Below are 22113 nucleotides of genomic sequence, written 5' to 3' on the forward strand. Positions count from 1 at the left end.
CATCATTTGCTTGCTCAGACGTGACCGCACATGCGTAATCACTCAGCGTTACCAGATGTCTGCTCATGGTGCTTGGCACTGGCTTCGGCATCCGCCCTGGCAATTTCTTCACGCTCCTTCTGCTCATCGGCCAGGCTGTGCTTAGGCAGGACGATGTTGAGCACAAAGGCCGTGATGGCAGCAACAACGATAGGAGCACCGCCGATGACGCTGATCAGTCCGTCAGGAAGTTGCTCAATGGCTGCGGGTACCTGTGCGATACCCATGCTCAGCGCCAGCGACAGGCCGACGATGGTCATGTTACGTGCCGACAGTTCATCTTTAATCAACAGCTGGATGCCGGTCATGGTAATCATGCCGAATACAGTGATAGTGGCACCACCCAGCACCGGGTAAGGAATGGTAGTCATCACCGCACCAAATTTGGGGCTCAGGCCAGCAAACACCATGAACACCCCAGCAATTGCCAGCACATAGCGGCTGATCACCTTGGTCATGGCGACAATGCCAACGTTCTGACTAAAAGTAGAGGTCGGCAGCGCGCCGAAGAACGAGCTGAGCGCTGTGGTCAGGCCGTTACCCAACAGACCACCAGTCAGCTCTGATGTCTTGAGCTCACGGTTCATGCCGCCTACGCTGGTGGCCGACAGGTCGCCGATAGTCTGAACCGAGTTGATAACGCAGATCACCACCATTGAGATGATAGCGCCGGTGTGAAACTCAAGCTCAAACGGCATGAGTTCCGGAATGGCCACCCACTTCGCATTGAGAATCGGGTCGAAGTTCACCATGCCCAACACCAGCGCCAACGCATAGCCCACCAGAATACCGACGATAATCGCCGCCAGCTTTACCACGCCTTTACCAAACTGAGAGGCAAGTAGCACCGTCAGCAGCGTCACCAGGCCGACCATCCAGTTCATTGGATCGCCAAAGTTTGGTGCGTTCACGTTGCCGCTGCCCGCCATGTACCTAACGGCAATATCATAGAGCGACAAGCCGATGACCAGCACCACAGTGCCCGCAACAACCGGCGGAAAGAGGTGGCGAATGTACTGTATAAAGTAACCAACCACCATCATGGTGATGCCGCCGATCAGCTGCGCGCCAAGAATGCCGCCGATACCGTACTGGGCACCTACCGCAATCAGGGTCGGCACATAGGCGAAGCCCACACCGAAGATGGCAGGCAGGCGTGCGCCGAATTTCCAGACGCCGTACAGATGAAAAAGCGTGCAGACACCAGACGCCAGTACAGCAATCTGGATCAGCAGCAGTTTTTCCTGTGGTGTACTCCCCACCACCCCAGCAATGATGATGGGCGGTGTGATAACCCCTGCAATCATTGCCAACACGTGTTGCAGGGAAAGAGGCAACGCCTTCAGAAAAGACGGCTTACCATGAAAGTCGAACAGAGAAGTATTCTTGACGTTTGTCTGCATGGGGCTATCCAGGGTTCGTTGTCAGTCACTACTGAATACAGCAAATGCTTACTGATAACCAACAAACTGTCATCAATTCATCACAAAGTTGTATACAGTGCCTGTTGTTATTAGAGGTAAAACAGCCGGAGATAAGCTGGCCTGAGAATTCAGTCTTAGCAACACCTCAGGTCGCTGCCACTAACTAGCGAAGCAGCAACCTTGCCAGCCAATCAGAAGTGCCATTCCAAGTTGAACGTCAGCGCATCGGTATCCACACCCGGCTTGCCGTGGTTCCCGAACTTGTTGCGCCAGTATTCATAGCCAACGCCACCCCACAGGGTGTTGTCATCGCCCCAAGCGAGCTTACCTACGTCGACCAGCAGCGCGGTGCGCATCAACTGCTCAGGCTTGGTGGCAACACCGAAGTAATCATCGCCCTTCTTGCCGTTATAGTTGTAGAAGCCTTTGAACGTCATGGGCAAAGCGCCGACATCAAACGGGAGGCCCCAGGCTAGGTTGATCTGGTAGTAAGGATCAAAAAGGATGTCATTTTTGTTGCCCGGCGCACCGCAGGGCGGCAGTCCACAGTGGTTCCATTCCCGTGAATAGAACAGACTGAGGTCAACAAAGCCCCTTGGCACGTCAAACTTGAAGGTAGGGCCGATAACCAGCTGGCGCTTGCGCGGAGCAAAGGTGGTGTTCTTGGTGTTGAGATCAAAGCCAGCACTCAGTGCCATGTCCTTCACCGGCCCGAATGCCAGCGGCTCTCCAAATATCTTTCCATAGTGGAACTGATGGCGGTAAGTGAGATACGCCTCCGTCGCTCCGTTGTCACCGCTGCCGCTTGATGGGTCAGCACGGTCAGACTGCAGAACATCCAAGTTAAAGAAATTCTGCCCCAGCGAATAACCGCTGACGTGGCCCAGGCTGAGTATGTTCTTGGTGACATCCTTGGGGTTATTGGGCTCAGCAAACTGCGTACCGTATCGATAGCCAATATGGGTATCACTGAAGGTGGCAGCCTGCAGATTGCCGGAAAGCAGCGTGGTACACGCCACACAGGTAGCAAGAGCAGCCTTTTTTGACATTTCTTTGCCAATGGTCATCAGAGAATCTCCGCTTTCTGTAATTGTTTGAGATTCGCGCCCACGACGCGTAGAAGACAGCAACACGCGTTTGCTTCAGGGTAGTATTGCAGCCTTGATGTCCACAATACACGCTAAAACTGTATACTGGAATTAATTTCCATTGTTATATCATCGACTTTAGAATGATACAAAAAGCTAGAGCACCGACCCTCCCAGCATTAATTTCGTCACAGAAGGCGTTACACAACAAAAAAAGGCCACCGCTGAGCGGTGGCCTCAAAAGGCCCGTAGGCCTATTCACTTGCCAAAACCATTTACCAGTACTGCATCAACCTACTAAACAATCAGCGTTTACCGGCAGACTTGACCTGCTCATCAGCGGCTTTCTGTACTTTCTTGCCCTGTTCTTCAGTCATCTTCTGACCCTGCTGCAGGTAGTCCTGGCTCAGACTCATCAGCGCTTCAGAATCTTTCTTGAGACGCTCGCCGGCATCTTGGGCTGCTTTCTGCTGGCTCTCGACTGCTTTCTTGAAGCCATCAGCATCTTTCACTTCCAACCAGACACGTGCCTGGGCCAGGCCCAGGTCGGCCATGGCGCGAGCTGAGTCAAGCTGGGCATTAACCATCTTCTCAGTGAACTCAAGGTTCATCGCACCGATACCGCGCAGCGGTGAAACCATCATTTCTTCAAACTGCTCGGTAAACTTGTTGGTAATATCTTTAGACATTGGGTAACTCCTCGCATCGTATGATGACTTGGGCGGGCGTCACTACCAATCGGCCTGCCCCACTTTAGTGCTAACGGAAACCGTTCCTGATCCGGTAACCATCCATGTTGCTATGCAGCATAGGCACTATTTTTGTGCGGCGCAACATTTTATGCCAGTTTTTTCCTACGCCTTTGGTCCTGCCTCCTCTTGTGACAGCAGCCATACAACAATAGCGCTACAACAGCCGGACTGATCCGGCCCGCCACTTGCAGCAGGGGATGACTCTTGTTGTCAGCTTGGCTGCCTGGCAGTAAGCTCGACGGCTTGTGACTTGTCCCTAGCAACACCAGCATCCTCTCTCAATAATTCATTATAAAAAGGAGAATCCCGTGCAACAGAAGTCCATTCTTGGCCTCAAGGAGGTCAACGCCATACTGAATGCCGCCCAACAGGAAGCGCTTGATAACGGCTGGAACATCACTGTCTCGGTGGTTGACGACAGCGGTGAACTGATTGGTTTACGCCGACTGGACGGTGCCGCGCCCATGACCGCCATGATCAGCGCACAGAAAGCTCGCACCGCCGCTTTCAGCCACAAGGAAACCCAGTTCTTTGAAGAAATGATCAACGGCGGCCGCAGCGCATTTTTGTCGGCGCCGCTGCAAGGCCTGCTGGAAGGTGGAGTACCTGTCGTCATTGAAGGTCAGGTGATCGGTGGCGTTGGCGTTTCCGGCGTCAAGGCCGACCAGGATGCCCAGGTCGCCAGAGCCAGTATTGCCGCCATGCGTTGACGACACAACAACGGCAGTTTTCAATCCCATCATAGCCAGCCGCTTCTGCACCAGCCAGAAGCGGCTTTTTCCTATCCGTTCGTACTAACCGATCAGGCCAGCTCATCAGAGCACCCCGTTTCAAGCTGCCCATGTCGAAAATTACCGGCTGAGTCAGCTCACTGGCCTGCTCTTGTGGCAGCCCTGTTTTGACAAGCCGAGTCGTGCTGGTAAATGCTTGACCATAGGCTGGATCACAAAATCAGCCGACATGATGCAAATATGACGTTATGGCGAGGTGTTGATATGGCTGGAGGATGGTCAAAAGACGGCGACGTCCAGCAACAAATTGACGACAGTATCAGCGACGAGCTTGAGCGGGCACGCAGCGCGCTACCTCACGGCGAAAGCGCAGCCTTTTGCAGCGAGTGCGACGAGCCGATTCCGGAAGCCCGCCGTCAGGCAGTTCCTGGTGTACAGCTGTGCCTGGCGTGCCAGGCCGAGCGCGATAAACAACAGGTTCAACGCGGCTTCAACCGCCGCGGCAGCAAGGACAGCCAGCTGCGTTAGCGCTGCAGGCTTGCCCACAGCCTCACTGACGATCAGGTCAGCTCAGATGCTAGACTACCGCCCTCATACACTCGCACTACCCCGGAATTTTTTGCCATGGCCCTCGATGACCTGCAGCTGACGCTGCGCAACCTGACCAGCGACGACTACCCACAGCTCGAAACGCTGATGGACGCCGTTTACGACGATATTGGCGGCGCCTGGTCAAAACACACCATGGACACCCTAATTGACTCCTTCCCCGATGGCCAGATTGCCATTGAGGATGACAACAGGCTGGTTGGCATCGCTCTGACTGTCCGGGTGTCCTATGACGAGTTTACCAACCCGCACCGCTACAACGACCTGATCGGTACGCGTGAGGTAATTCTTGACAGCCCGGATGGCGACGCCATGTATGGACTAGATGTGCTGATCCATCCTTCCTATCGGGGTTATCGGTTGGGACGGCGTCTGTACGATGCACGCAAGGAGCTGTGTCGTAGCCTCAACCTGCGTGCCATTCTGGCTGGGGGGCGAATCCCCGAATACCATGCTTACGCAGACAGTATGTCGCCCACACAATTCATCGACGAGGTCACTCGCAAGGAAATTTACGACCCGATCCTGTCCTTCCAGTTGGCCAACGACTTCCAGGTCAAGCGCCTACTGCGCAACTATCTGCCTGAAGACGATAAATCCCAGGGCTATGCCACCCTGCTGGAGTGGAACAACTTCCTGTACGAACCGGCAGACCTGGTGCTGGAATCACGCAAAACCCAGGTACGAGTCGGCGCAGTACAGTGGCAGATGCGCGAATTCGATTCGGTAGAAGCGGTACTGCAGCAAATCGAGTACTTCGTCGATGCCCTGTCCGACTACAAAAGCGACTTTGCCGTATTTCCGGAGCTGTTCAACGCACCGCTGATGGGCCTGCAGGACCGTGCCGCCCAGCAGGATCAGCACGCCGCCATCCGTTTTCTGGCCAGCTTCACCGAACGGTTCAAGACCGAACTGTCACGCATGGCCGTGTCATACAACATCAACATCGTGGCTGGTTCCATGGTCGAAGTAAGAGAAGACGACCGTCTGTATAACGTATCCTACCTGTGCCACCGTGACGGCTCCATCGATGCGCAATCGAAGCTACACATCACCCCCCAGGAGCGGCGCGACTGGGTGGTCGAGGGTGGTGACGACCTGCAGGTCTTTGATACCGATGCCGGTCGGGTCGGCATCCAGATATGTTACGACGTGGAGTTTCCCGAACTGTCCCGCCTGCTTGCCGAGCAGGACATGGATATCTTGTTCGTGCCTTTCTGGACAGACACCAAGAACGGTTATCTACGCGTACGCCACTGCGCCCAGGCCCGGGCCATTGAAAACGAGTGCTACGTGGTGCTGTGCGGCAGCGTCGGCAACGTACCATCCATCGAAAACCTGGATATCCAATACGCCCAGTCATCGGTATTTTCGCCTTCCGATTTCGCCTTTCCCCACGACGCGGTACTCTCGGAAACCACCCCCAACACCGAGATGATCATGTTCTCAGACCTGGACCTGACGCGCCTCACCATGGTGCGCAACGAAGGCTCAGTAACCAACCTAAAGGACCGTCGCAAAGACCTATTTGATCTGCGCCTGCGCGACTGGTCATGGAAGTCAGGCGCTCGTGACACCGAGGACAGCTAAGCCATGTTCGGGTTTATAAGACGCTTACGTCAGTGGCTTTTTCTAACGCGCCACCCGTTTCCCGAGCAGGACTGGCAGCGCGCCATGGCACGCCTCCCGATACTGACGGGACTCGATGAGCCAGATGCACAGCGCCTGGGCCAGCGTGCCTGGCGCTTCATGCACGACAAGCACCTGAGCCTACACCCAGACCTGGCAGACAATATTGAGCTAGGCGCTGACCAGCGCCTGGCCATTGCCGCACAGATCTGCCTACTCACGTTGGGCTGGAATGACACTGACCACCGCGATATGCAGTCTAATGTGCACGAGCTGCAGGTTCTGCCAGGGGCTTTTAAACGTCAGGTCAAACAGACCGATGCTTTCGGCGTCACCCATGACTACGAGCATCGGCGCGCCGGTGAAACATCCTACCAGGGGCCGGTAGTCGCCTCCTGGCCAGACGTGGTAGCCAGCGGTAGCCGCAATGGATTTAACGTGCTCATTCATGAGTTCGCTCACAAGATAGATATGCGCAATTCAGTCAATGCCGACGGCTACCCACCGCTGTCTAACGACATGAGCCCGAAGGAATGGCACCGGGTATACACCGCCGTGTGGGATGACCTTCAGAGTCACATTGCCCGGGGCGAGACACCACCCATCGACGCCTACGCCGCCAGCCTGCCGGGCGAGTGCTTTGCCGTCACCTGCGAGATCTTTTTCAGCGCACCCGAGCAGCTGGATGCAGCCTACCCAGAGCTGTACGACCTGCTCAAGCGTTACTTTCGCCAAGATCCGCTTGCTCGCTTCAACCATGGCCCAGCCGCTCCAGCGCAAGCCAGTGGCTGAGCAGCTATCCGCGCTTGAACAGAAAGCAGCTTCATTCAACGATACAGGTAGCTTGGGACGTCCATGTTTCGCCCTTTCGGACTGATACTCGTCGTCCTTACCCTTCTGCTTGGCCTCGGGCTATTGTGGCAGTGGCTGGCCATGCAGGATCTCATGAACGTGGAAAATCTGCTGGCACTGGCTCATCACTCGCTGGGCTGGACGGACAGCCCCTGGGCGGTGCTGGTCGTCATGGGCCTGTATGCGGCGGCATCGCTGGTAATGTTTCCGCTAAGCCTGATGGTCGCGCTGACCGGCCTGCTGTTCGGCCCCTGGTGGGGGTTTGGCTATGCGCTGGCTGGTACACTGAGCGCCTCAGTACTTAACTGGTGGGTGGGCCACCTGATCGGCCGTGAGGCGCTGATGCATCACGGCGGTCAACGGCTACGCGAGCTGGCACGCTACCTATCCGGACGCGGCATCCGCACCATGGTGATCATCAACCTGCTGCCACTGGCTCCGTTCACGCTGACAAACATGATGGCCGGGGCTTTCCGCCTGCGTTTTCGCGACTACATGATTGGCTCAACGCTTGGCATCGCGCCGGGGCTTGCCGCGGTGACGCTGCTAGGCAGCCAGCTGGGCGAGCTGGCTACGGCACAAAGCCATCGGGAGATTGTGCTAGCAACCCTCGGGCTGGCAGCCGGTATGGCGATGCTGTGGTTTCTCAAACGCTGGGCCGTTCACCGCAAAAATTGAATGCTACTCCTGGGGTGGACGATCAGCGTCATCCCGCGACGCACCCGGCCACCAGTCCGGGCGTTCCTGCTGCCACTCCTCCTGCACCAGCTGGCGCAACAGACGCCCGCGATAACGCAACATTTGCCACTCAGCCTCCAGCCGGCTACGCACCCTGTCCCAGCCACCATCGTCGGCGTGAGTAAAAGGGCCGCCCTGGGCAATCACGCCGCGATACAGCGTCAGGCAACGTTCAGCGCAGCGCTGCTCGTCATAGTCAACTGCCATACAGCGTGCCCACTGACTCATTGGTTCACGACAAACCGGCTTACATAACCTCAGCAGGACCGCGGCCATTTCTTCAACATCGTCATCTTCCAGCAGCCTGCCATTGCGGCCATCATGGAGGACCTCTGTTACCCCAGGAGCGCGTATGGCAACAACAGGCAGACCAGCAGCCATCGCTTCGACAATAACCATTCCCTGAGTTTCGCTATGTGAGGCAAAAGCGAAAACATCCATGGCGTGATAGGCATCGATCAGCGTCTGGCCATGCAACTCGCCGGTGAAATGCACGCGTTTCTCGACCGCGTGGGCCTGTGCAATACGCCGCATCTCGTCGACGGCAAAGCCATCACCGACCACCAGAAAATGTGCCTGGGGCTGCTCAACCAGCGCAGTGCATACAGCTTCAGTTAAAAACGGCAGATTTTTTTCCCGCGCCAGTCGCCCCGTGTGGCCAAACACACAGGCCTCGTCGGCAATAGCGAACTCCCCGCGCACTGCCTGGCCATCGCCCCGAGCAAAACGGGCGGTGTCCACGCCGCTGGGCACGACTTCTATTTCCGGGTTGGCCTCACGCTGAACTAGCAACTGCCGAATACTCTCGCTGGGAGCAATGACCCGATCACACAGCCAGGTATATTGTGTTGCCAGCGCAATCGCAAAACGCTGCATGCGCGGCGAATCCCCCGGCACATAGTGGGTGTAATGCTCATAAAGGGTGTGATGAGTAAACACCAGTGGCAGACCGTACGTTTCTGCTGCCCTAGCTGCGGTGTCGCCCAGCAGAAAGGGGTGATGAGAGTGGACAATATCAGGCTCGAATGCCTCGATAGCCTCAAACAGCTGCCCGGCAATCGGCACCGGCAAGGAAAAATCGCTGCCATTGAAGTGCTGAACTGCTGCCACCCGCACCACGTCGTCTTCATGCTCTGGCTGACCCGCCAGGCGCGGCGCTACTACCAACACACGGTGACCAGCAGCCTGTAGCTGCCGCTTGAGCCGCTGTACTGACTCGCTGACTCCGCCAACAGTCGGCAGATAGGTATTGGTAAACATCAGCACATTCAAAAAAGTGGTGCTCCCCGTTTCCAGAAGCAAGTTCTGCCACCTGACAAGAAACCTAATCGCAGAATGTTACCTGACCGTTACTTGACAGGTGAATGTTTTCGCCACACACCCTCAATGATTCGCACCCGATCATCCGCCAGGTTAGCAGCCAGGTTTTTTCCCATGGTCGCGAAATCATCACCAAAAATCATTGCTGCCCCCGGTAAGCTGACAGCAGACGGTTGCGGTTTCTCACCGTCATTAACTGCCGTCTCGCGCCACGCATGTTTACGCCGCCAGTCCAGCGCCGTGGCAGTAACGTCCTCGGTATGCTCAGCCACAAAGCCCGCCTCGTCGAGCATGGACTCCAGCTCGCTAAGCGAAACCAAGTGGCTAGTGTCTGCATTTCTTGCCCAGGGCACTGGCAACTGCAGCGGTGCAAGATTATCGCCGGCCACTACCTCGTGCAGCAGCACCTGCCCGCCGGGATTCAGCAGCCGTTGCCACTCGGCCAGCACCGCCGTTACATCCGGCATGTTCATCAGCGCGTGCTGGCACCAGATGGCATCTACCGAGCCGTCGGCCAGCGGAACACCAGCCGCATCGGCGCATAAAAACTGCGTTTTATGCTCAAGGCCAGTGGCCTGACTGAGCCAGCTAGCAACGTTAATAAAGGCAGCGGTGATATCCACACCAAAGACGTCAACGCCATGTTCGTCAGCCAGAAGACGACTGGCCCCGCCAGTACCGCAGCCCACGTCCAGCACGCACATGCTGGCACTGAACTTGCCCAGTCGCGCTAGAGAACGGCTCGCACGACGCCCACCAAGGTGCAGCTGGTCGATGCCGGCGCTATCATCCAGCGTTAGCCGATCAGGATCGAGCAGTGCCTGTCGAAACGCATTGCGCAAACGCTGACGCAAGCTTTCGCCCTGGGTATCAGCAAGTGCATCATAATGGGCATTAAGGCGATGGGCGTGTCCGACCTGGTCATTCATGGCAATCCCCTGATGGCTGTTTCGTGGCTGTATCACGAGGTATTCAGTATCAGGATACCCAAATCCCGACCTTATCCGTAACCTGCTCACCTATTGTTTCAAGGAGCACTCATGTCGCGCTATCTTCTCTGCCTGCCGCCTCTGGCGCTTACACTGAGCCTGGGTGGCTGTACCGGCATCCCCGAAGGCACCCAGGCGGTCAACAACTTCGAGCTGCAGCGTTACCTGGGCCGCTGGTATGAAATTTCCCGGTTCAATCATTCGTTCGAGGAAGGTCTGGACTGCGTCACTGCCGACTATTCAGTGCGCGACGACGGTGGTATCAAAGTCATCAACCGCGGCGTCAACCTTGCTGACGGCGAGCCCGACGTGGCCGAAGGCAAAGCCTACTTCATTGGCGATGAGAACGTTGGCCGCCTTAAGGTCAGCTTTTTTGGTCCTTTCTATGCCGGCTATAACATCCTGGCGCTAGACGACGACTACCAGTGGTCACTGGTGTCCGGCCCAGATCGCGACTACCTGTGGATTCTGTCGCGCACTTCTGAACTGCCTGTTGATATCGAACAGCAGCTGACAAGCCGTGCGGCCGAGCTGGGCTTCAATACCAACAGCCTGCTTGACGTCGAACAAGGCGAAAGCTGCAGTCAATGGCGACGCCCTGAATCACAGGGTAGCTGAAACAGAAGTTACAGCGTCGCACCCGTCAGTTATATCCAATCGACAGCGGGGCTTGAGCAGAATGAGCTCAGCGGAGAAGGTAAACCAATGGTATCAACCGATGCGTCAGTTTGATGGAGATAACAGCAATGCTGGCTGAGTGGCTGGAGCGTAGTTTGGCAGACGGTTTAAGTAATTGCGCCGTGGGCTCTGCTCAAGACGTGTTTCACGGGCAGGTCTCCGGCGGTCACTACCGCCTACTGGGGCCCGGGTTGCTTGAGCTTCGCCCCAATCAGTCAGCGGCCAACACCAGCCAGAACGCTGAACATCAGGCGCCAGCCTGCGTGATCTCGGTGGGCATCCACGGCAACGAGACAGCACCCATAGAGCTGATGGGCGCTAGCCTTGCGCGACTGGAGGCTGGTTTGCTACAGCTTGGCGCGCCGGTGCTGGTGATACTGGGCAACCTCGCAGCCATCCGTGCCGGCACGCGCTTTGTTGAAACCAACCTGAACCGCCTGTTCCAGCGTGGTCTCGATAGCACTGGTGATGAGGCCGATCGTGCCCGCACATTGATGGATACCGTTGATGGGTTCTACAAGCGTCACGCAACTCATCCCCGTCTGCACTATGACCTGCATACCGCCATTCGCGAAAGCCGTTACCCGCGCTTCGTAGTAGAGCCATTTGCCGACGTGCAGACGAACCATCGTCAATGGCAATGGCTGGCCGGCGCAGATATCCAGGCCGTGCTGCACCAGCATACCCACAGCTGGACATTCTCCCATTACACGAAGCACTACCATGGCGCCCAAGCGTTCACCCTGGAACTGGGCAGCGCTCTGCCCTTTGGCGAAAATAACCTGGCTCCCCTGCTGCCGATGGGCGAACTGCTGGATGCGCTGATTGAGGGCCGCGAGCCGGCGCGAGGCTCGCTAAGCGCTATGGACTTTTTCCGAGTTGAGCATGAGCTGATGCGCCAGTCAGAGGATTTTCGCCTGTGCTTTGCCGACGACACGCCCAATTTCAGCGAGTTTGCCCCAGGTACCCGCCTGGCCGAGGATGGCGAAGCCGGTGCCTTCACCGTTGGCGACCGCCCACTGAGCGTCGTATTTCCCAATGCGAACGTAGAGCTGGGTGCCCGTGCAGCCCTGTTGGTGACCTCAACCGTACCCCCACAGGACGATTAAACACCGATATGCACCGCTAGCCACCTATAAGTAAGTACACACAACTGACAAAAAACCTATACAACAACAATCATGGAGCACATAGCAATGACACGGACGCCTTCACCCGGTTGGCAGTTCACACCGTCATGCCATCCCGCCGGATTCCATCTGCTGTCAACTGTCTGGCCTGATAGAATCACCAAACTGTCATGTCTTGCCGTCGGCCTTGTCAGCATGGGTGACGCTTGGTGTTCAACCATTTTCAACCAAGGCGCTCAAGCAGCCGCCTGCACCGCCGACCAGACCATTCTTTGTACTGGAGCCCTGCCCCATGGCTGACACCCCGATTCCGCTGGAAGTGCGCAACATCACCAAACGCTTCGGCGATACCGAAGTCCTCAAGGGTTTATCCCTACAGGCGCAAAAAGGCGATGTCATCACGCTGATCGGCGCTTCCGGTTCCGGCAAGAGCACCTTTCTGCGCTGCATGAACTTGCTGGAGCAGCCCGACGCCGGCGAGCTCATCGTTCATGGCGAGCCGATCCGCTTCAAACAGACACGCCATGGGCGCGAACCGGCAGATTGGAATCAGGTGGTTGCCATGCGTGCCAAGCTTTCCATGGTGTTTCAGGGCTTCAATCTATGGGCCCACATGACGCTGCTGGAAAACGTCATCGAAGCGCCGGTGCATGTGCTTGGCAAGTCGAAAAAACAGGCCATCGAGCACGCCCGTGAGCTACTCAACCGGGTCGGCCTTAGCGAGCGTGCCGACTAATACCCGGCACAGCTGTCGGGTGGACAGCAGCAGCGCGGTGCCATTGCCCGCGCCTTGGCCATGGACCCAGAAGTGATGCTGTTCGACGAGCCCACCTCGGCACTTGATCCCGAACTGGTCGGCGACGTACTCAAAGTCATCCGCGGCCTGGCCGAGGAAGGCCGCACCATGATCCTGGTCACCCATGAAATGGCCTTTGCCCGGGATGTTTCCACCCAGGTGGTCTACCTGCACCAAGGCCAGGTGGAAGAGGCCGGCCCGCCGGTCCAGGTACTGGGCAACCCGCGCTCCGAACGGCTCAAGCAGTTCCTGGCGCCCAAGCATTGAGCCTGCCGACGAGGAAAACTCCATGATCGATTTACACGGTTACGGCCCGCGCCTGCTGGAAGGCGCACTGATCACCATCGAGCTGGCGGTGCTTTCGCTGGTTTTGGCCATTTTACTTGGCCTACTCACCGCCAGCGCCAAGATGTCGCGCAACTGGCTGCTGCACCGCATTGGTACTCTTTACACCACCATCATTCGCGGCGTGCCTGACCTGGTGCTGATGATGCTGCTGTTCTTCGGCGGCCAGATTGGTATCAACCAGGTTACCGACGCCCTCTACAACCACTTCGGTGTCGACATCTTCATCAACGTCAACGAGTTCGTCGCCGGCGTGCTGACCATTGGCCTAATTTTTGGCGCCTACATGGGCGAAACCTTCCGTGGCGCCTTTCTCGCCGTGGACAGCGGCCAGATCGAAGCCGGGCGCGCTTACGGCATGACCCAGTGGCTGGTCTTCCGGCGCATCCGTTTCCCGCTGATGATGCGGCACGCCTTGCCGGGGCTGTCCAACAACTGGATGGTGCTGCTCAAGACCACCGCGCTGGTCTCTGTCATTGGCCTGTCCGACATGGTGCGCGTAGCGTCTGAGGCGTCCAAGGCTACCCGTGAGCCGTTTACCTTCATGATCATCGTTGCCATCGTCTACCTGCTGATTGCCAGCGTCTCTGAGTGGGGCTTTGCGAGACTGCAGAAGCGCTACGATACCGGCCATGTGGAGGCGAACTGATGGATGCCCTGATGAACTGGCTTGACCAGCTGTTGGCAGGTAACAGTATTTTTACCCTGCAAACGCTGGGCTACTATGGTGAAGGCTTGGTGACTACCGTGCAGCTGGTATTCCTGTCGCTGATCATCGGCCTGGTGCTGGCCGTGCCACTGTCCATTGGCCGTGGATCCAAGCGAGCCTGGATCCGGCTGCCGATTTTTTTCTTCTGCTACGTCTTTCGCGGTACCCCACTGCTGGTCCAACTGTATCTGATCTACTACGGTGTGGTTTTCGTTGATGGCATTCAGGACACTTGGCTATGGCTAATTCTCGAAAAACCTTTCATGCCGGCGCTCATGGCCTTTACTCTGAACACGGCCGCCTATACCACTGAGATCTTCCGTGGTGCGATCAAGTCAACGCCAAAAGGTGAGATCGAGGCCGCTCGCGCCTACGGCATGAGCCAGCGGCTGATGATGCGCCGCATTGTCATGCCCAGCGCCTTCCGCCGCGCCCTGCCGGCTTACGGCAACGAAGTGATCTTCATGCTGCATGCCAGCGCGATCGCCAGCGTTGTCACCATCATGGACCTGACTGGCGCAGCGCGCTTCGTCTACGCCCGTTTCTATGCACCCTTTGATGCGTTTCTGTTTGCCGCAGCGATCTATCTGTGCCTCACCTTTGCCATCCTGTTTTTCTTCCGCTATCTGGAGAAAAAACTGCTGGCTCATCTCAAGCCGGCCACAGGATGAGCAACTTCTAAACATACACAAGGGATGGAAACCAACGTTTGTTTGAGTGCTTTCAGCGAGTTCCTGCATCGGCTATGCTGAGTAAGTCGTCACCGGATCGGTGGCCTGAATTAACAACATGAACCAACAATAAAGGATAGATTTCATGACGCTAAAGAAAATACTGGGCCTGGGTGTGCTGGGTACCGCCATGGTCGCTGCCACCGCCAGTGCCGAAGTTCGCGATATCCGCATTGCTGTGGATGTCCCCTATGAGCCCATGGAATACCGTACGCCGGATGGCGAGCTGACCGGCTTTGATATCGATCTTGGCGATGCGCTGTGCGCCGAGGTCGGCATCCAGTGCGAGTGGGTTGTTCAGGGCTGGGACGGCATCATCCCAGGCCTAATGGCCCGCAAGTACGACGCCATCATGTCCTCGATGACCATCAACGACCAACGCCGCGAGCAGGTGTTGTTCTCTGACCCCTACATCACCCCACCTTCGGCCTGGTTCGGCCCAGCCGACAATGACATCGAAACGCCCGATACCAAGGCCTTGAAAGGCATGACCATCGGCGTTCAGCGTGGCACCCTGCAGGACAACTACGCCACCGACCTCTACGGCAGCGTGGCCGACGTCAACCGTTACGCCACCGCCGATGACATGGTGCTGGACATGGACTCCGGCCGTCTGGATATCGTCTTCCTTGACTACCCCATCGGCAAGTCCACACTGCTGGACAGCGACGCCGGTAACTACAAGGTCATCGGTGAAATGATCACCGAGCCCAAGGAGTACTTCGGTGACGGCTTCGGCATGGCCTTCCGCCAGCGTGACGAAGACTTGGCTAACGCTTTCAACGAAGCCCTGGCCACGCTGAAAGACAACGGCACCTACGACGAAATCCACGCCACGTACTTCGGCGAGTAAGGCTTCGCCGGAAGTAAAGCTTCGGCGGATAAGGTATCTAAAACCCGAGCGGCCCCGGACGCAATGTCCGGGGCCGCGACGCTTGTGCACCTGCTACCAGCAAGTTACCGATGCAATGACTGAGTACCGGAAACCTGCTCTGCGGCTTGCACCTCGCTGACCTCCTCTTTGGGCAGCTGCTTGAGCGCATCCAGAATACCGCACTCACTGGTCGCAAAATCACCCACACAGCGCGCACGCAGTTCAACCAGCGACTGCTCAAGCTTTTCCAGCTGAGCAATCCGCGTGGCCACATGCGCAAGGTGGTCATCAATCAGCGCGTTAACCGCGCCACAGGAACGTTCAGGGTGCGCCTGCAGCGCCAACAGCGTACGGATTTCCTCAAGAGTCATGTCCAGTGCCCGGCAATGGCGGATAAACGCCAGTCGCTGGGCATGGCTTTCGTTGTAGATACGGTAGTTTGCCTCACTGCGCGCCGGCTCAGGCAGCAATCCTTCGCGCTCGTAATAGCGAATGGTCACCACCTGACAGTCACTACGTTGGGCTAATTCGCCAATCTTCACTGCCATACTCCTCAAAGGCTTGACTCTATACTCACTATAGGGTGTGAAATAGGGCCATTGCCAGACATATTTCATTGTGGAGTTCATCATGGCGCATGATCACTGCTGCTCAAGCCATTCGGCCAGCAAGCCGACACCTGCTGACTCACAGCCATCATCAATCCCACAGGGCAGTAACACGCTACGCCTGCGTATTGATGAAATGTGCTGCCCCACTGAGGAGACCGTGCTACGCAAGGCACTGGGCAATGCCCCCGGTGTGGCGGCGTTGGAGTTTGATCTGATGGGCCAGGTGCTGAGCATACATCACCACAACGCCGACACAGATGACATCACACGGCGCATCAAGGCCACCGGCATGACGCCTCAGCCGGTGGATGCACCGGGAGGAGAAACAGCACAGGCCAAGCCCGCCGAAGGCTGGAGCAAGCTCATCGTGGCCGGACTGATCGCGCTGGCCGCTGAGCTGGCCGATGCCTTTGTGCCTGCTACGGAGGGCGGATTCACCTGGATACTCGCCCCTGTTTTCGCACTGATTGCCATCATCATGGTCGGCCTGCCCACCTGGTACAAAGGCTGGTTAGCTATTCGCCACCGCACGCTTAACATCAATGCGCTGATGAGTGTGGCGGTTACCGGTGCACTGCTGATCGGCCACTGGGCTGAAGCCGCCATGGTAATGGTGCTGTTTACCCTTGCCGAACGCATCGAAGCGCGCTCGCTGGACCGCGCCCGTCACGCCATTCGCGACCTGCTTGGCACAGCGCCAACCCGGGCGCGCCGTCAGAACACCGCGGGAGACTGGGAAGACGTCGACGCCAGTGACGTCGCAGTTGGCGAGCTGCTGCGCGTTCGCGCCGGTGAGCGCCTGGCATTGGACGGCGAGATCGTGCGCGGTCAGACAACCCTCAACGAAGCGCCGATCACCGGCGAAAGCCTACCCCGCGACAAAGGCCCGGGCGATACGGTATTTGCCGGTACGCTCAACCAGCTTGGCGAAATGGACTACCGCGCCACCCGTCCGGCCAACGACACCACTCTGGCGCGCATCATTCATTCAGTGGAGCAGGCGCAAGCCAGCCGCGCACCGACCCAACGCTTTATCGACCGTTTCGCCGCCGTCTATACCCCACTGGTATTCGGCGTAGCGGTACTGACCGCGCTTATCTGGCCCCTGTTGTTTACTGGCGACTGGCTAGACGGCATCTATCGTGCCCTGGTGCTGCTGGTGATCGCCTGCCCCTGCGCACTGGTGATTTCCACACCAGTCAGCGTAGTCAGCGGCCTGTCTGCTGCGGCCCGAGCCGGCATTCTGATAAAGGGCGGCCGCTTTCTGGAGCAGGGGCACCGGCTCAAATGGCTGGCACTGGACAAGACTGGCACCCTCACCCGCGGCGAGCCCGAACTGACAGACTGGGTAGCACTTGATGCCGCAAAAGACGATGCGCGCCTGAACGTTGCCCGCAAGGCCGCAGCACTGGCCGGGGGCTCGAACCATCCGGTATCACTGACCATCCATCAGGCGCTGGGCAATGCACAATCTGAACAACCTCAGGACATCCGTGAGCATCCCGGCATGGGTATCAGCGCTCGGCTGAACGGCGAAACCTTGTGGCTAGGGAATCGCCGCCTGCGCGAAGCGCAATGCCCGACTGCCGACATGACAGAAGTGCAGCCGCATATCGACAGCATGCAGCAGGATGGCGCCAGCGTTGTCATGCTGGGCAACACACAGCAAGTGCTGGGACTGTTTGCGGTGCGCGACCCACTGCGTCAGACCAGCGTAGCCGCCATCAAAGCGCTGCATAAAGAAGGTGTAAAAACCCTGATGCTCAGCGGCGACAACAGCAACGCAGTAGCCGCCATCGCCCGAGAAGCCGGCATCGACGAAGCGCGCGGCGAGCTGCTGCCGGAAGACAAGCTCAGCGCCATCGAAGAGCGCACCCACCAGGGCGTGACCGGCATGGTCGGCGATGGCATCAACGACGCCCCGGCACTGGCCAGAGCCGATATCGGTTTTGCCATGGGCGTGGCCGGCAGCGACGTGGCCATTGAGACCGCCGATGTAGCACTGATGGACGATGATCTTAGTAAGCTCCCGACATTCTTGCGTTTTTCACGCGCTACTCGCCGGGTGTTGATCCAGAATATCGTCTTCGCCCTCGGGTTAAAGGCCATTTTCATGGTGCTGGCCTTCGCCGGCCTGGCCACCCTATGGATGGCGGTGTTTGCCGACATGGGCGCCAGCCTGCTGGTAGTCGCTAACGGACTGCGTCTGCTGCGCTTGGCACACAGATAAGCTAACGGCAAGCCGGGGACAAGTCTTAAAGGGCGTCATAGGCTATGAATGGCGAAGGTAGCGTCCAAGGAGGGATAGCCCGTTAGTCCTCGGCCGAAAACATGGCAGCCATTGCGGAGTAGGGCCGCTGGATTGCGGCCCGCACTTCCCCCAGTGAAAAGACGCGCACAAACTCATCAAACGGCTGGCCGTCAAACCACAGCTTGACCACCGGCAGTGAAAACACTCGCTGTTGAGCACACAACGAAGAGGCTTCCTTCTGGCAGTCCACATAACAGGCCACCATGTGAGGAAAATGCTCGTTCAACATCGCCTCAAGCTGGGGCTTGATGGCTTGGCAGACGCCACAGCTCTGGCCGCCAAACAGCACTAGCGCCGCTGGCTCAGTACTGACCAACTCAGCAAGCTCGTGGGGCTGTGTCAGTGTTTTCATCATCGTTTCCCTATCAAGTCCTTTGGTGCACTTACTGGCAGCAGATGCACACGCCGTCTGCCCGTGTCATCCTTGCGGCTTTAGCTGCTCAACGCTCACATCTATCACGGACAACCTACACCATGTCGCTCGCCGTCAGCCTGATTGCCCCTTCTTCGTTTACCGCCCAAGACACCGTGGATGCCGGTATACGCGGCCTGGAGTCGCTGGGTATCGAGGTGCGCTACACCGAACCGCTGCAATCTCCCCAGCGCTACCTGGCGAGCAGCCGCGAACAGCGTTTGGCCCAGCTACATGTGGCCTACGCGGACCCCGACACCCAGGCTGTCTGGGCGGTACGCGGCGGCTATGGTGCCGCCCAGCTTATCGACGGCATTGACTGGGCGCTGCTGGAGCGGCATGCCAAGCCGCTGATCGGCTTTTCCGATGTTACCGTGCTGCTACACCACTGGTATCTGCACGGCATTCCGGCCATTCACGGTCCGGTAGCAAAAGCCGCCGGTGGGCTGTTTGACTCCCCAGCGAATGATCATGCAATCATTCACCGCCAGCTCGGCGAGACACTGGCGCTGATTCAGGGCGCGGGATCCCGTGATTATCCGCTGGCACGCTGCCCGTCATCCGCCTCCACAGGAGCGCCCGCTGATCAAATACTGCAGGGCCCGGTGGTTGGCGGCAATCTGATGACGCTAGCCAGCATGGTGGGAACCCCGGTGGCCTTTCATGCACCGCTCAACGCCTTAGTCATCCTTGAAGACGTCGGCGAACCACACTACCGGTTGGAGCGGGCGCTGTGGCAACTAGTGCATAGCGGAGGGCTAGACCAGGCCGCGGCGGTCTGCCTGGGCACCTTTGAAGGCTGCACGCCCTACCGCGACACCCGCCTGGAAGATATTGTCGCCGAAACGCTGACCCCGTTGGGTTTAGCGCTATTCAGCGGCCTTCCCATCGGCCACGGTCTGCACAACAGACCCTGGCGCTATGGTGCCAAGGGGCGCATCGACGGCGATCGGCTGGTTATTGCAGGGTAATCCACGGGATGGGCATCAATTATTATTGGCTCAGGAAGCCGAAGTTTCCGATCCCAGCAAAATAGCCAAATATGGCCACGTTGACGACCACCATGACCCAGAAGCTGATCTGAAAGCTGCGTTTACTGGTCTTGTGGCGGAACACGCGCTGAGCCACCAGAGCCCCCGGCCAGCCACACAGCAGACCCAACAACAGCAAGGTCGACTCAGCGATTCGCCGCTTTTCCTTACGCGCAAACCTCTTGTCCAATCCGTAGGTGAAAAAGGCAATTACGCTAACCGCCGCGTAGGCGATGACAACGACCCATGGCACTCGCCCCCAGGCTGCCAGTCCCACTAGCAAAACGACGAACAGTACGCCAAAGATATCTGGCAGTGCACCGATTGTCGCCTTGATCGAGGCCAGCTTTCCCTGCCGGTCGGCATACCTGATATTATCGGCCCTGAGCCTGCCTTTGGCGTCCTGGGAAAGCCGATAGGAGACCCTGTCGCCGACCTGCGGTCGGCGGCCTCGCTGAGTAACAGCATTGATGCGCATGAACACCGGCTCACCGCCGTCAGTGCCTTCGATGAAGCCAAATCCTCTTTCGTCATCCCAGCGAACCACATTGCCTTTTTCCCGCATACAGCCTCACATCATCCTGTTTTCTTCATAACCGCGCCTTGACAGCGTACGTACGGTCTCAGATAAAGCTCAGCGCGCCCCTTTGTTCTTCAATTGCTTCAACATCACTTGGTAAATGATACCTGCCTAACCTGTCACCGGCCCGACCTCTTTACTCGGTCAAGACACCGAAACGCCCCAGTAATCAGCGTCGCCCCGAACCTAGAATACCCCCCAGCAGCCCACGCAATATCTGCCGACCGAGCCGGTTGCCCGCTGTACGCGCTGCGGACTTGACCATGGCCTCCGCCACGCCCTGGCGACGTCCGTTACCCCATAGCATCTCACTCAAACGGTCGCCGGTGGATGGTTCCTGAGCCGACTCCGCAGTCTTATTTGAAGTAGGTGCTGATGTCACTTCAACTTTCTGCTCTGCGCGCCGAGTGAGGATCTCATGAGCTGATTCGCGGTTGATCGGCATATCATACTTGGCGCCGACTGGGCTGAGTGCTCGTACCGCCGCGCGCTCTTCAGCGCTGATCGTGCCCATACGACAACGTGGTGGACACACCAAAGTGCGCTCCACAGGCTGCGGCACGCCCTTCTCGGCCATTGTTGATACCAGCGCTTCACCAACGCCGAGCTGTGATATCGCACTGGCCACATCGAGCCGCGGATTGGCAACAAAGGTCTCCGCTGCGGCCTTCACAGCTTTTTGGTCACGGGGCGTAAAGGCTCGCAGCGCATGCTGAATACGATTACCCAGCTGTCCGAGTATTTCGCCGGGCATATCATCGGGAAATTGCGAGCAGAAATACACGCCTACACCTTTGGAGCGGATCAGCCGTACCACTTGCTCGACCCGCTGTCGCAGCGCAGGTGGCGCATCATCAAACAGCAGGTGAGCCTCATCAAAAAAGAACACCAGACGCGGCTTATCGAGATCTCCCACTTCGGGCAGACTTTCAAACAGCTCTGAAAGCAGCCATAGCAGAAAGCCGGAGTAGAGCCGAGGCTTAAGAATCAGCTGATGGGCGGCAAGGATATTGATGATGCCCCTACCCGTCATGTCGGTGCGCATTAGCTCGGCAAGCTCAAGTGCTGGCTCGCCGAACAGCTGCGCACCGCCGTCACGCTCGAAACGCAGCAGAGCACGCTGAATGGCGGCGATAGACTGTACGCTGACTAACCCGTACTGGGCAGAGATTTCCTTGCGATTTTCCGCCACAAAGCCCAATACAGCGCGTAAATCATCAAGATCAAGCAGTAGCAGGCCTTCGTCATCAGCCAAACTGAAAGCAACTTCTAGCACGCCCGCCTGGATATCGTTCAGCTCCAGCACATGCACCAGCAGACTGGGGCCCATCTCGCTGATAGTGGTACGCACCGGATGACCCAGCTGGCCATACATATCCCAGAACACCACCGGGCTCGCCTCGCTGGCATAGCCTTCAATTCCTATCTCGTTGATGCGCTCGGTGATTTTGTCGCTGCCTTCACCAGGATGGGCCAACCCTGCCGCATCGCCTTTTACATCGGCCATAAACACCGGCACACCCATGCGCGAAAAACCCTCTGCCAGCACCAGCAGTGAGATGGTCTTGCCGGTACCCGTAGCTCCGGCAATCAGTCCATGACGGTTGCCGTAACGCCCCATCAAGTGAACGGGCAACTCCCCCTTTCCGATCAGAATGTTGCTCACCAGCCCTCCCTTGTCGCCCATTCCTGGACGCTTCTCAGCACGTACCTGTGCTTTATGATTTTTTGTAA

21 protein-coding genes and 1 pseudogene are annotated in these 22113 nt (G+C 57.6%); 13 read left to right on the forward strand and 9 right to left on the reverse strand.

Going from position 1 to position 22113, the window contains the following annotated elements; genetic code table 11:
* Positions 1–38 precede the first annotated feature (38 nt).
* The 3 genes from ACTH3D_RS00840 to ACTH3D_RS00850 all read right to left on the reverse strand — a co-directional run bounded on the left by ACTH3D_RS00840 (position 39) and on the right by ACTH3D_RS00850 (position 3240).
* Positions 39–1442 carry a uracil-xanthine permease family protein gene (locus tag ACTH3D_RS00840; RefSeq protein ID WP_441664274.1) on the reverse strand — a complete coding sequence of 468 codons (1404 nt, stop codon included), beginning with the start codon at positions 1440–1442 and terminating at the stop codon, positions 39–41.
* Positions 1443–1654: 212 nt separating this feature from the next.
* Positions 1655–2530 (reverse strand): hypothetical protein, encoded by an 876-nt coding sequence (locus ACTH3D_RS00845; protein ID WP_441664276.1) that lies wholly within the window; start codon positions 2528–2530, stop codon positions 1655–1657.
* Between the two features lie 326 nt (positions 2531–2856).
* On the reverse strand, positions 2857–3240 hold the full coding sequence (locus ACTH3D_RS00850) for a phasin family protein (RefSeq protein WP_441664278.1): 384 nt from the start codon (positions 3238–3240) through the stop codon (positions 2857–2859).
* A 371-nt stretch (positions 3241–3611) separates the two neighbouring features.
* Here ACTH3D_RS00850 and ACTH3D_RS00855 point away from each other — a divergent pair, with 371 nt between their 5' ends.
* From ACTH3D_RS00855 to ACTH3D_RS00875, 5 genes are all read left to right on the forward strand, one after another.
* Positions 3612–4013, forward strand: coding sequence for a heme-binding protein (locus ACTH3D_RS00855; RefSeq protein ID WP_441664280.1), 402 nt, complete (start codon positions 3612–3614; stop codon positions 4011–4013).
* Between the two features lie 285 nt (positions 4014–4298).
* The gene (locus ACTH3D_RS00860) at positions 4299–4562 is read left to right on the forward strand and encodes a DksA/TraR family C4-type zinc finger protein (RefSeq protein ID WP_441664382.1); all 264 of its coding nucleotides are present in this window, start codon (positions 4299–4301) and stop codon (positions 4560–4562) included.
* A gap of 96 nt (positions 4563–4658) precedes the next feature.
* Positions 4659–6233, forward strand: a complete 1575-nt coding sequence (locus tag ACTH3D_RS00865) for a GNAT family N-acetyltransferase (protein ID WP_441664282.1) — start codon at positions 4659–4661, stop codon at positions 6231–6233.
* 3 nt (positions 6234–6236) lie between these two features.
* Positions 6237–7064 (forward strand): zinc-dependent peptidase, encoded by an 828-nt coding sequence (locus tag ACTH3D_RS00870; protein WP_441664284.1) that lies wholly within the window; start codon positions 6237–6239, stop codon positions 7062–7064.
* A gap of 63 nt (positions 7065–7127) precedes the next feature.
* Entirely contained in the window at positions 7128–7802 is a 675-nt protein-coding gene (locus ACTH3D_RS00875) for a TVP38/TMEM64 family protein (protein ID WP_441664286.1), read from the forward strand.
* 3 nt (positions 7803–7805) lie between these two features.
* Here ACTH3D_RS00875 and ACTH3D_RS00880 read toward each other — a convergent pair whose 3' ends face one another.
* Both ACTH3D_RS00880 and ACTH3D_RS00885 read right to left on the reverse strand, forming a co-directional pair.
* On the reverse strand, positions 7806–9122 hold the full coding sequence (locus ACTH3D_RS00880) for a glycosyltransferase (RefSeq protein WP_441664288.1): 1317 nt from the start codon (positions 9120–9122) through the stop codon (positions 7806–7808).
* 89 nt (positions 9123–9211) lie between these two features.
* Positions 9212–10111 carry a class I SAM-dependent methyltransferase gene (locus ACTH3D_RS00885; RefSeq protein WP_441664290.1) on the reverse strand — a complete coding sequence of 300 codons (900 nt, stop codon included), beginning with the start codon at positions 10109–10111 and terminating at the stop codon, positions 9212–9214.
* A gap of 111 nt (positions 10112–10222) precedes the next feature.
* Here ACTH3D_RS00885 and ACTH3D_RS00890 point away from each other — a divergent pair, with 111 nt between their 5' ends.
* The 6 genes and pseudogenes from ACTH3D_RS00890 to ACTH3D_RS00915 all read left to right on the forward strand — a co-directional run bounded on the left by ACTH3D_RS00890 (position 10223) and on the right by ACTH3D_RS00915 (position 15413).
* Positions 10223–10789 (forward strand): lipocalin family protein, encoded by a 567-nt coding sequence (locus ACTH3D_RS00890; protein ID WP_441664292.1) that lies wholly within the window; start codon positions 10223–10225, stop codon positions 10787–10789.
* A gap of 128 nt (positions 10790–10917) precedes the next feature.
* Positions 10918–11958 (forward strand): succinylglutamate desuccinylase, encoded by a 1041-nt coding sequence (locus tag ACTH3D_RS00895; RefSeq protein WP_441664294.1) that lies wholly within the window; start codon positions 10918–10920, stop codon positions 11956–11958.
* A 313-nt stretch (positions 11959–12271) separates the two neighbouring features.
* Positions 12272–13042 (forward strand): annotated as a pseudogene (locus ACTH3D_RS00900) (ABC transporter ATP-binding protein).
* 22 nt (positions 13043–13064) lie between these two features.
* Entirely contained in the window at positions 13065–13769 is a 705-nt protein-coding gene (locus ACTH3D_RS00905; protein WP_441664296.1) for an ABC transporter permease, read from the forward strand.
* Positions 13769–14500 (forward strand): ABC transporter permease, encoded by a 732-nt coding sequence (locus tag ACTH3D_RS00910; protein WP_441664298.1) that lies wholly within the window; start codon positions 13769–13771, stop codon positions 14498–14500. The genes ACTH3D_RS00905 and ACTH3D_RS00910 overlap by 1 nt, the downstream gene beginning before the upstream one ends.
* A gap of 145 nt (positions 14501–14645) precedes the next feature.
* Entirely contained in the window at positions 14646–15413 is a 768-nt protein-coding gene (locus tag ACTH3D_RS00915) for a transporter substrate-binding domain-containing protein (protein ID WP_441664300.1), read from the forward strand.
* 104 nt (positions 15414–15517) lie between these two features.
* Here ACTH3D_RS00915 and cadR read toward each other — a convergent pair whose 3' ends face one another.
* A complete protein-coding gene (gene cadR / locus ACTH3D_RS00920) occupies positions 15518–15976 on the reverse strand; it encodes a Cd(II)/Pb(II)-responsive transcriptional regulator (protein ID WP_441664384.1) in 459 nt (152 codons plus the stop codon).
* 88 nt (positions 15977–16064) lie between these two features.
* Between cadR and ACTH3D_RS00925 the strand changes: the two genes are divergently transcribed.
* Positions 16065–18275: a heavy metal translocating P-type ATPase gene (locus tag ACTH3D_RS00925; protein WP_441664302.1), complete on the forward strand. Its 2211-nt coding sequence runs from the start codon at positions 16065–16067 to the stop codon at positions 18273–18275.
* Between the two features lie 82 nt (positions 18276–18357).
* On the opposite strand, the gene ACTH3D_RS00930 is transcribed toward ACTH3D_RS00925, so the two are convergent.
* Positions 18358–18708 carry a thioredoxin family protein gene (locus ACTH3D_RS00930; protein ID WP_441664304.1) on the reverse strand — a complete coding sequence of 117 codons (351 nt, stop codon included), beginning with the start codon at positions 18706–18708 and terminating at the stop codon, positions 18358–18360.
* Between the two features lie 122 nt (positions 18709–18830).
* Here ACTH3D_RS00930 and ACTH3D_RS00935 point away from each other — a divergent pair, with 122 nt between their 5' ends.
* The gene (locus ACTH3D_RS00935) at positions 18831–19739 is read left to right on the forward strand and encodes a S66 peptidase family protein (protein WP_441664306.1); all 909 of its coding nucleotides are present in this window, start codon (positions 18831–18833) and stop codon (positions 19737–19739) included.
* 22 nt (positions 19740–19761) lie between these two features.
* Here ACTH3D_RS00935 and ACTH3D_RS00940 read toward each other — a convergent pair whose 3' ends face one another.
* Both ACTH3D_RS00940 and ACTH3D_RS00945 read right to left on the reverse strand, forming a co-directional pair.
* A complete protein-coding gene (locus tag ACTH3D_RS00940; RefSeq protein WP_441664308.1) occupies positions 19762–20364 on the reverse strand; it encodes a DUF1294 domain-containing protein in 603 nt (200 codons plus the stop codon).
* A gap of 184 nt (positions 20365–20548) precedes the next feature.
* A complete protein-coding gene (locus tag ACTH3D_RS00945; protein ID WP_441664310.1) occupies positions 20549–22045 on the reverse strand; it encodes a helicase HerA-like domain-containing protein in 1497 nt (498 codons plus the stop codon).
* Positions 22046–22113: the final 68 nt, after the last annotated feature.

Origin of the sequence: Halomonas sp. (assembly GCF_052095765.1) — a bacterium.
Taxonomy (GTDB): Bacteria; Pseudomonadota; Gammaproteobacteria; order Pseudomonadales; family Halomonadaceae; genus Halomonas.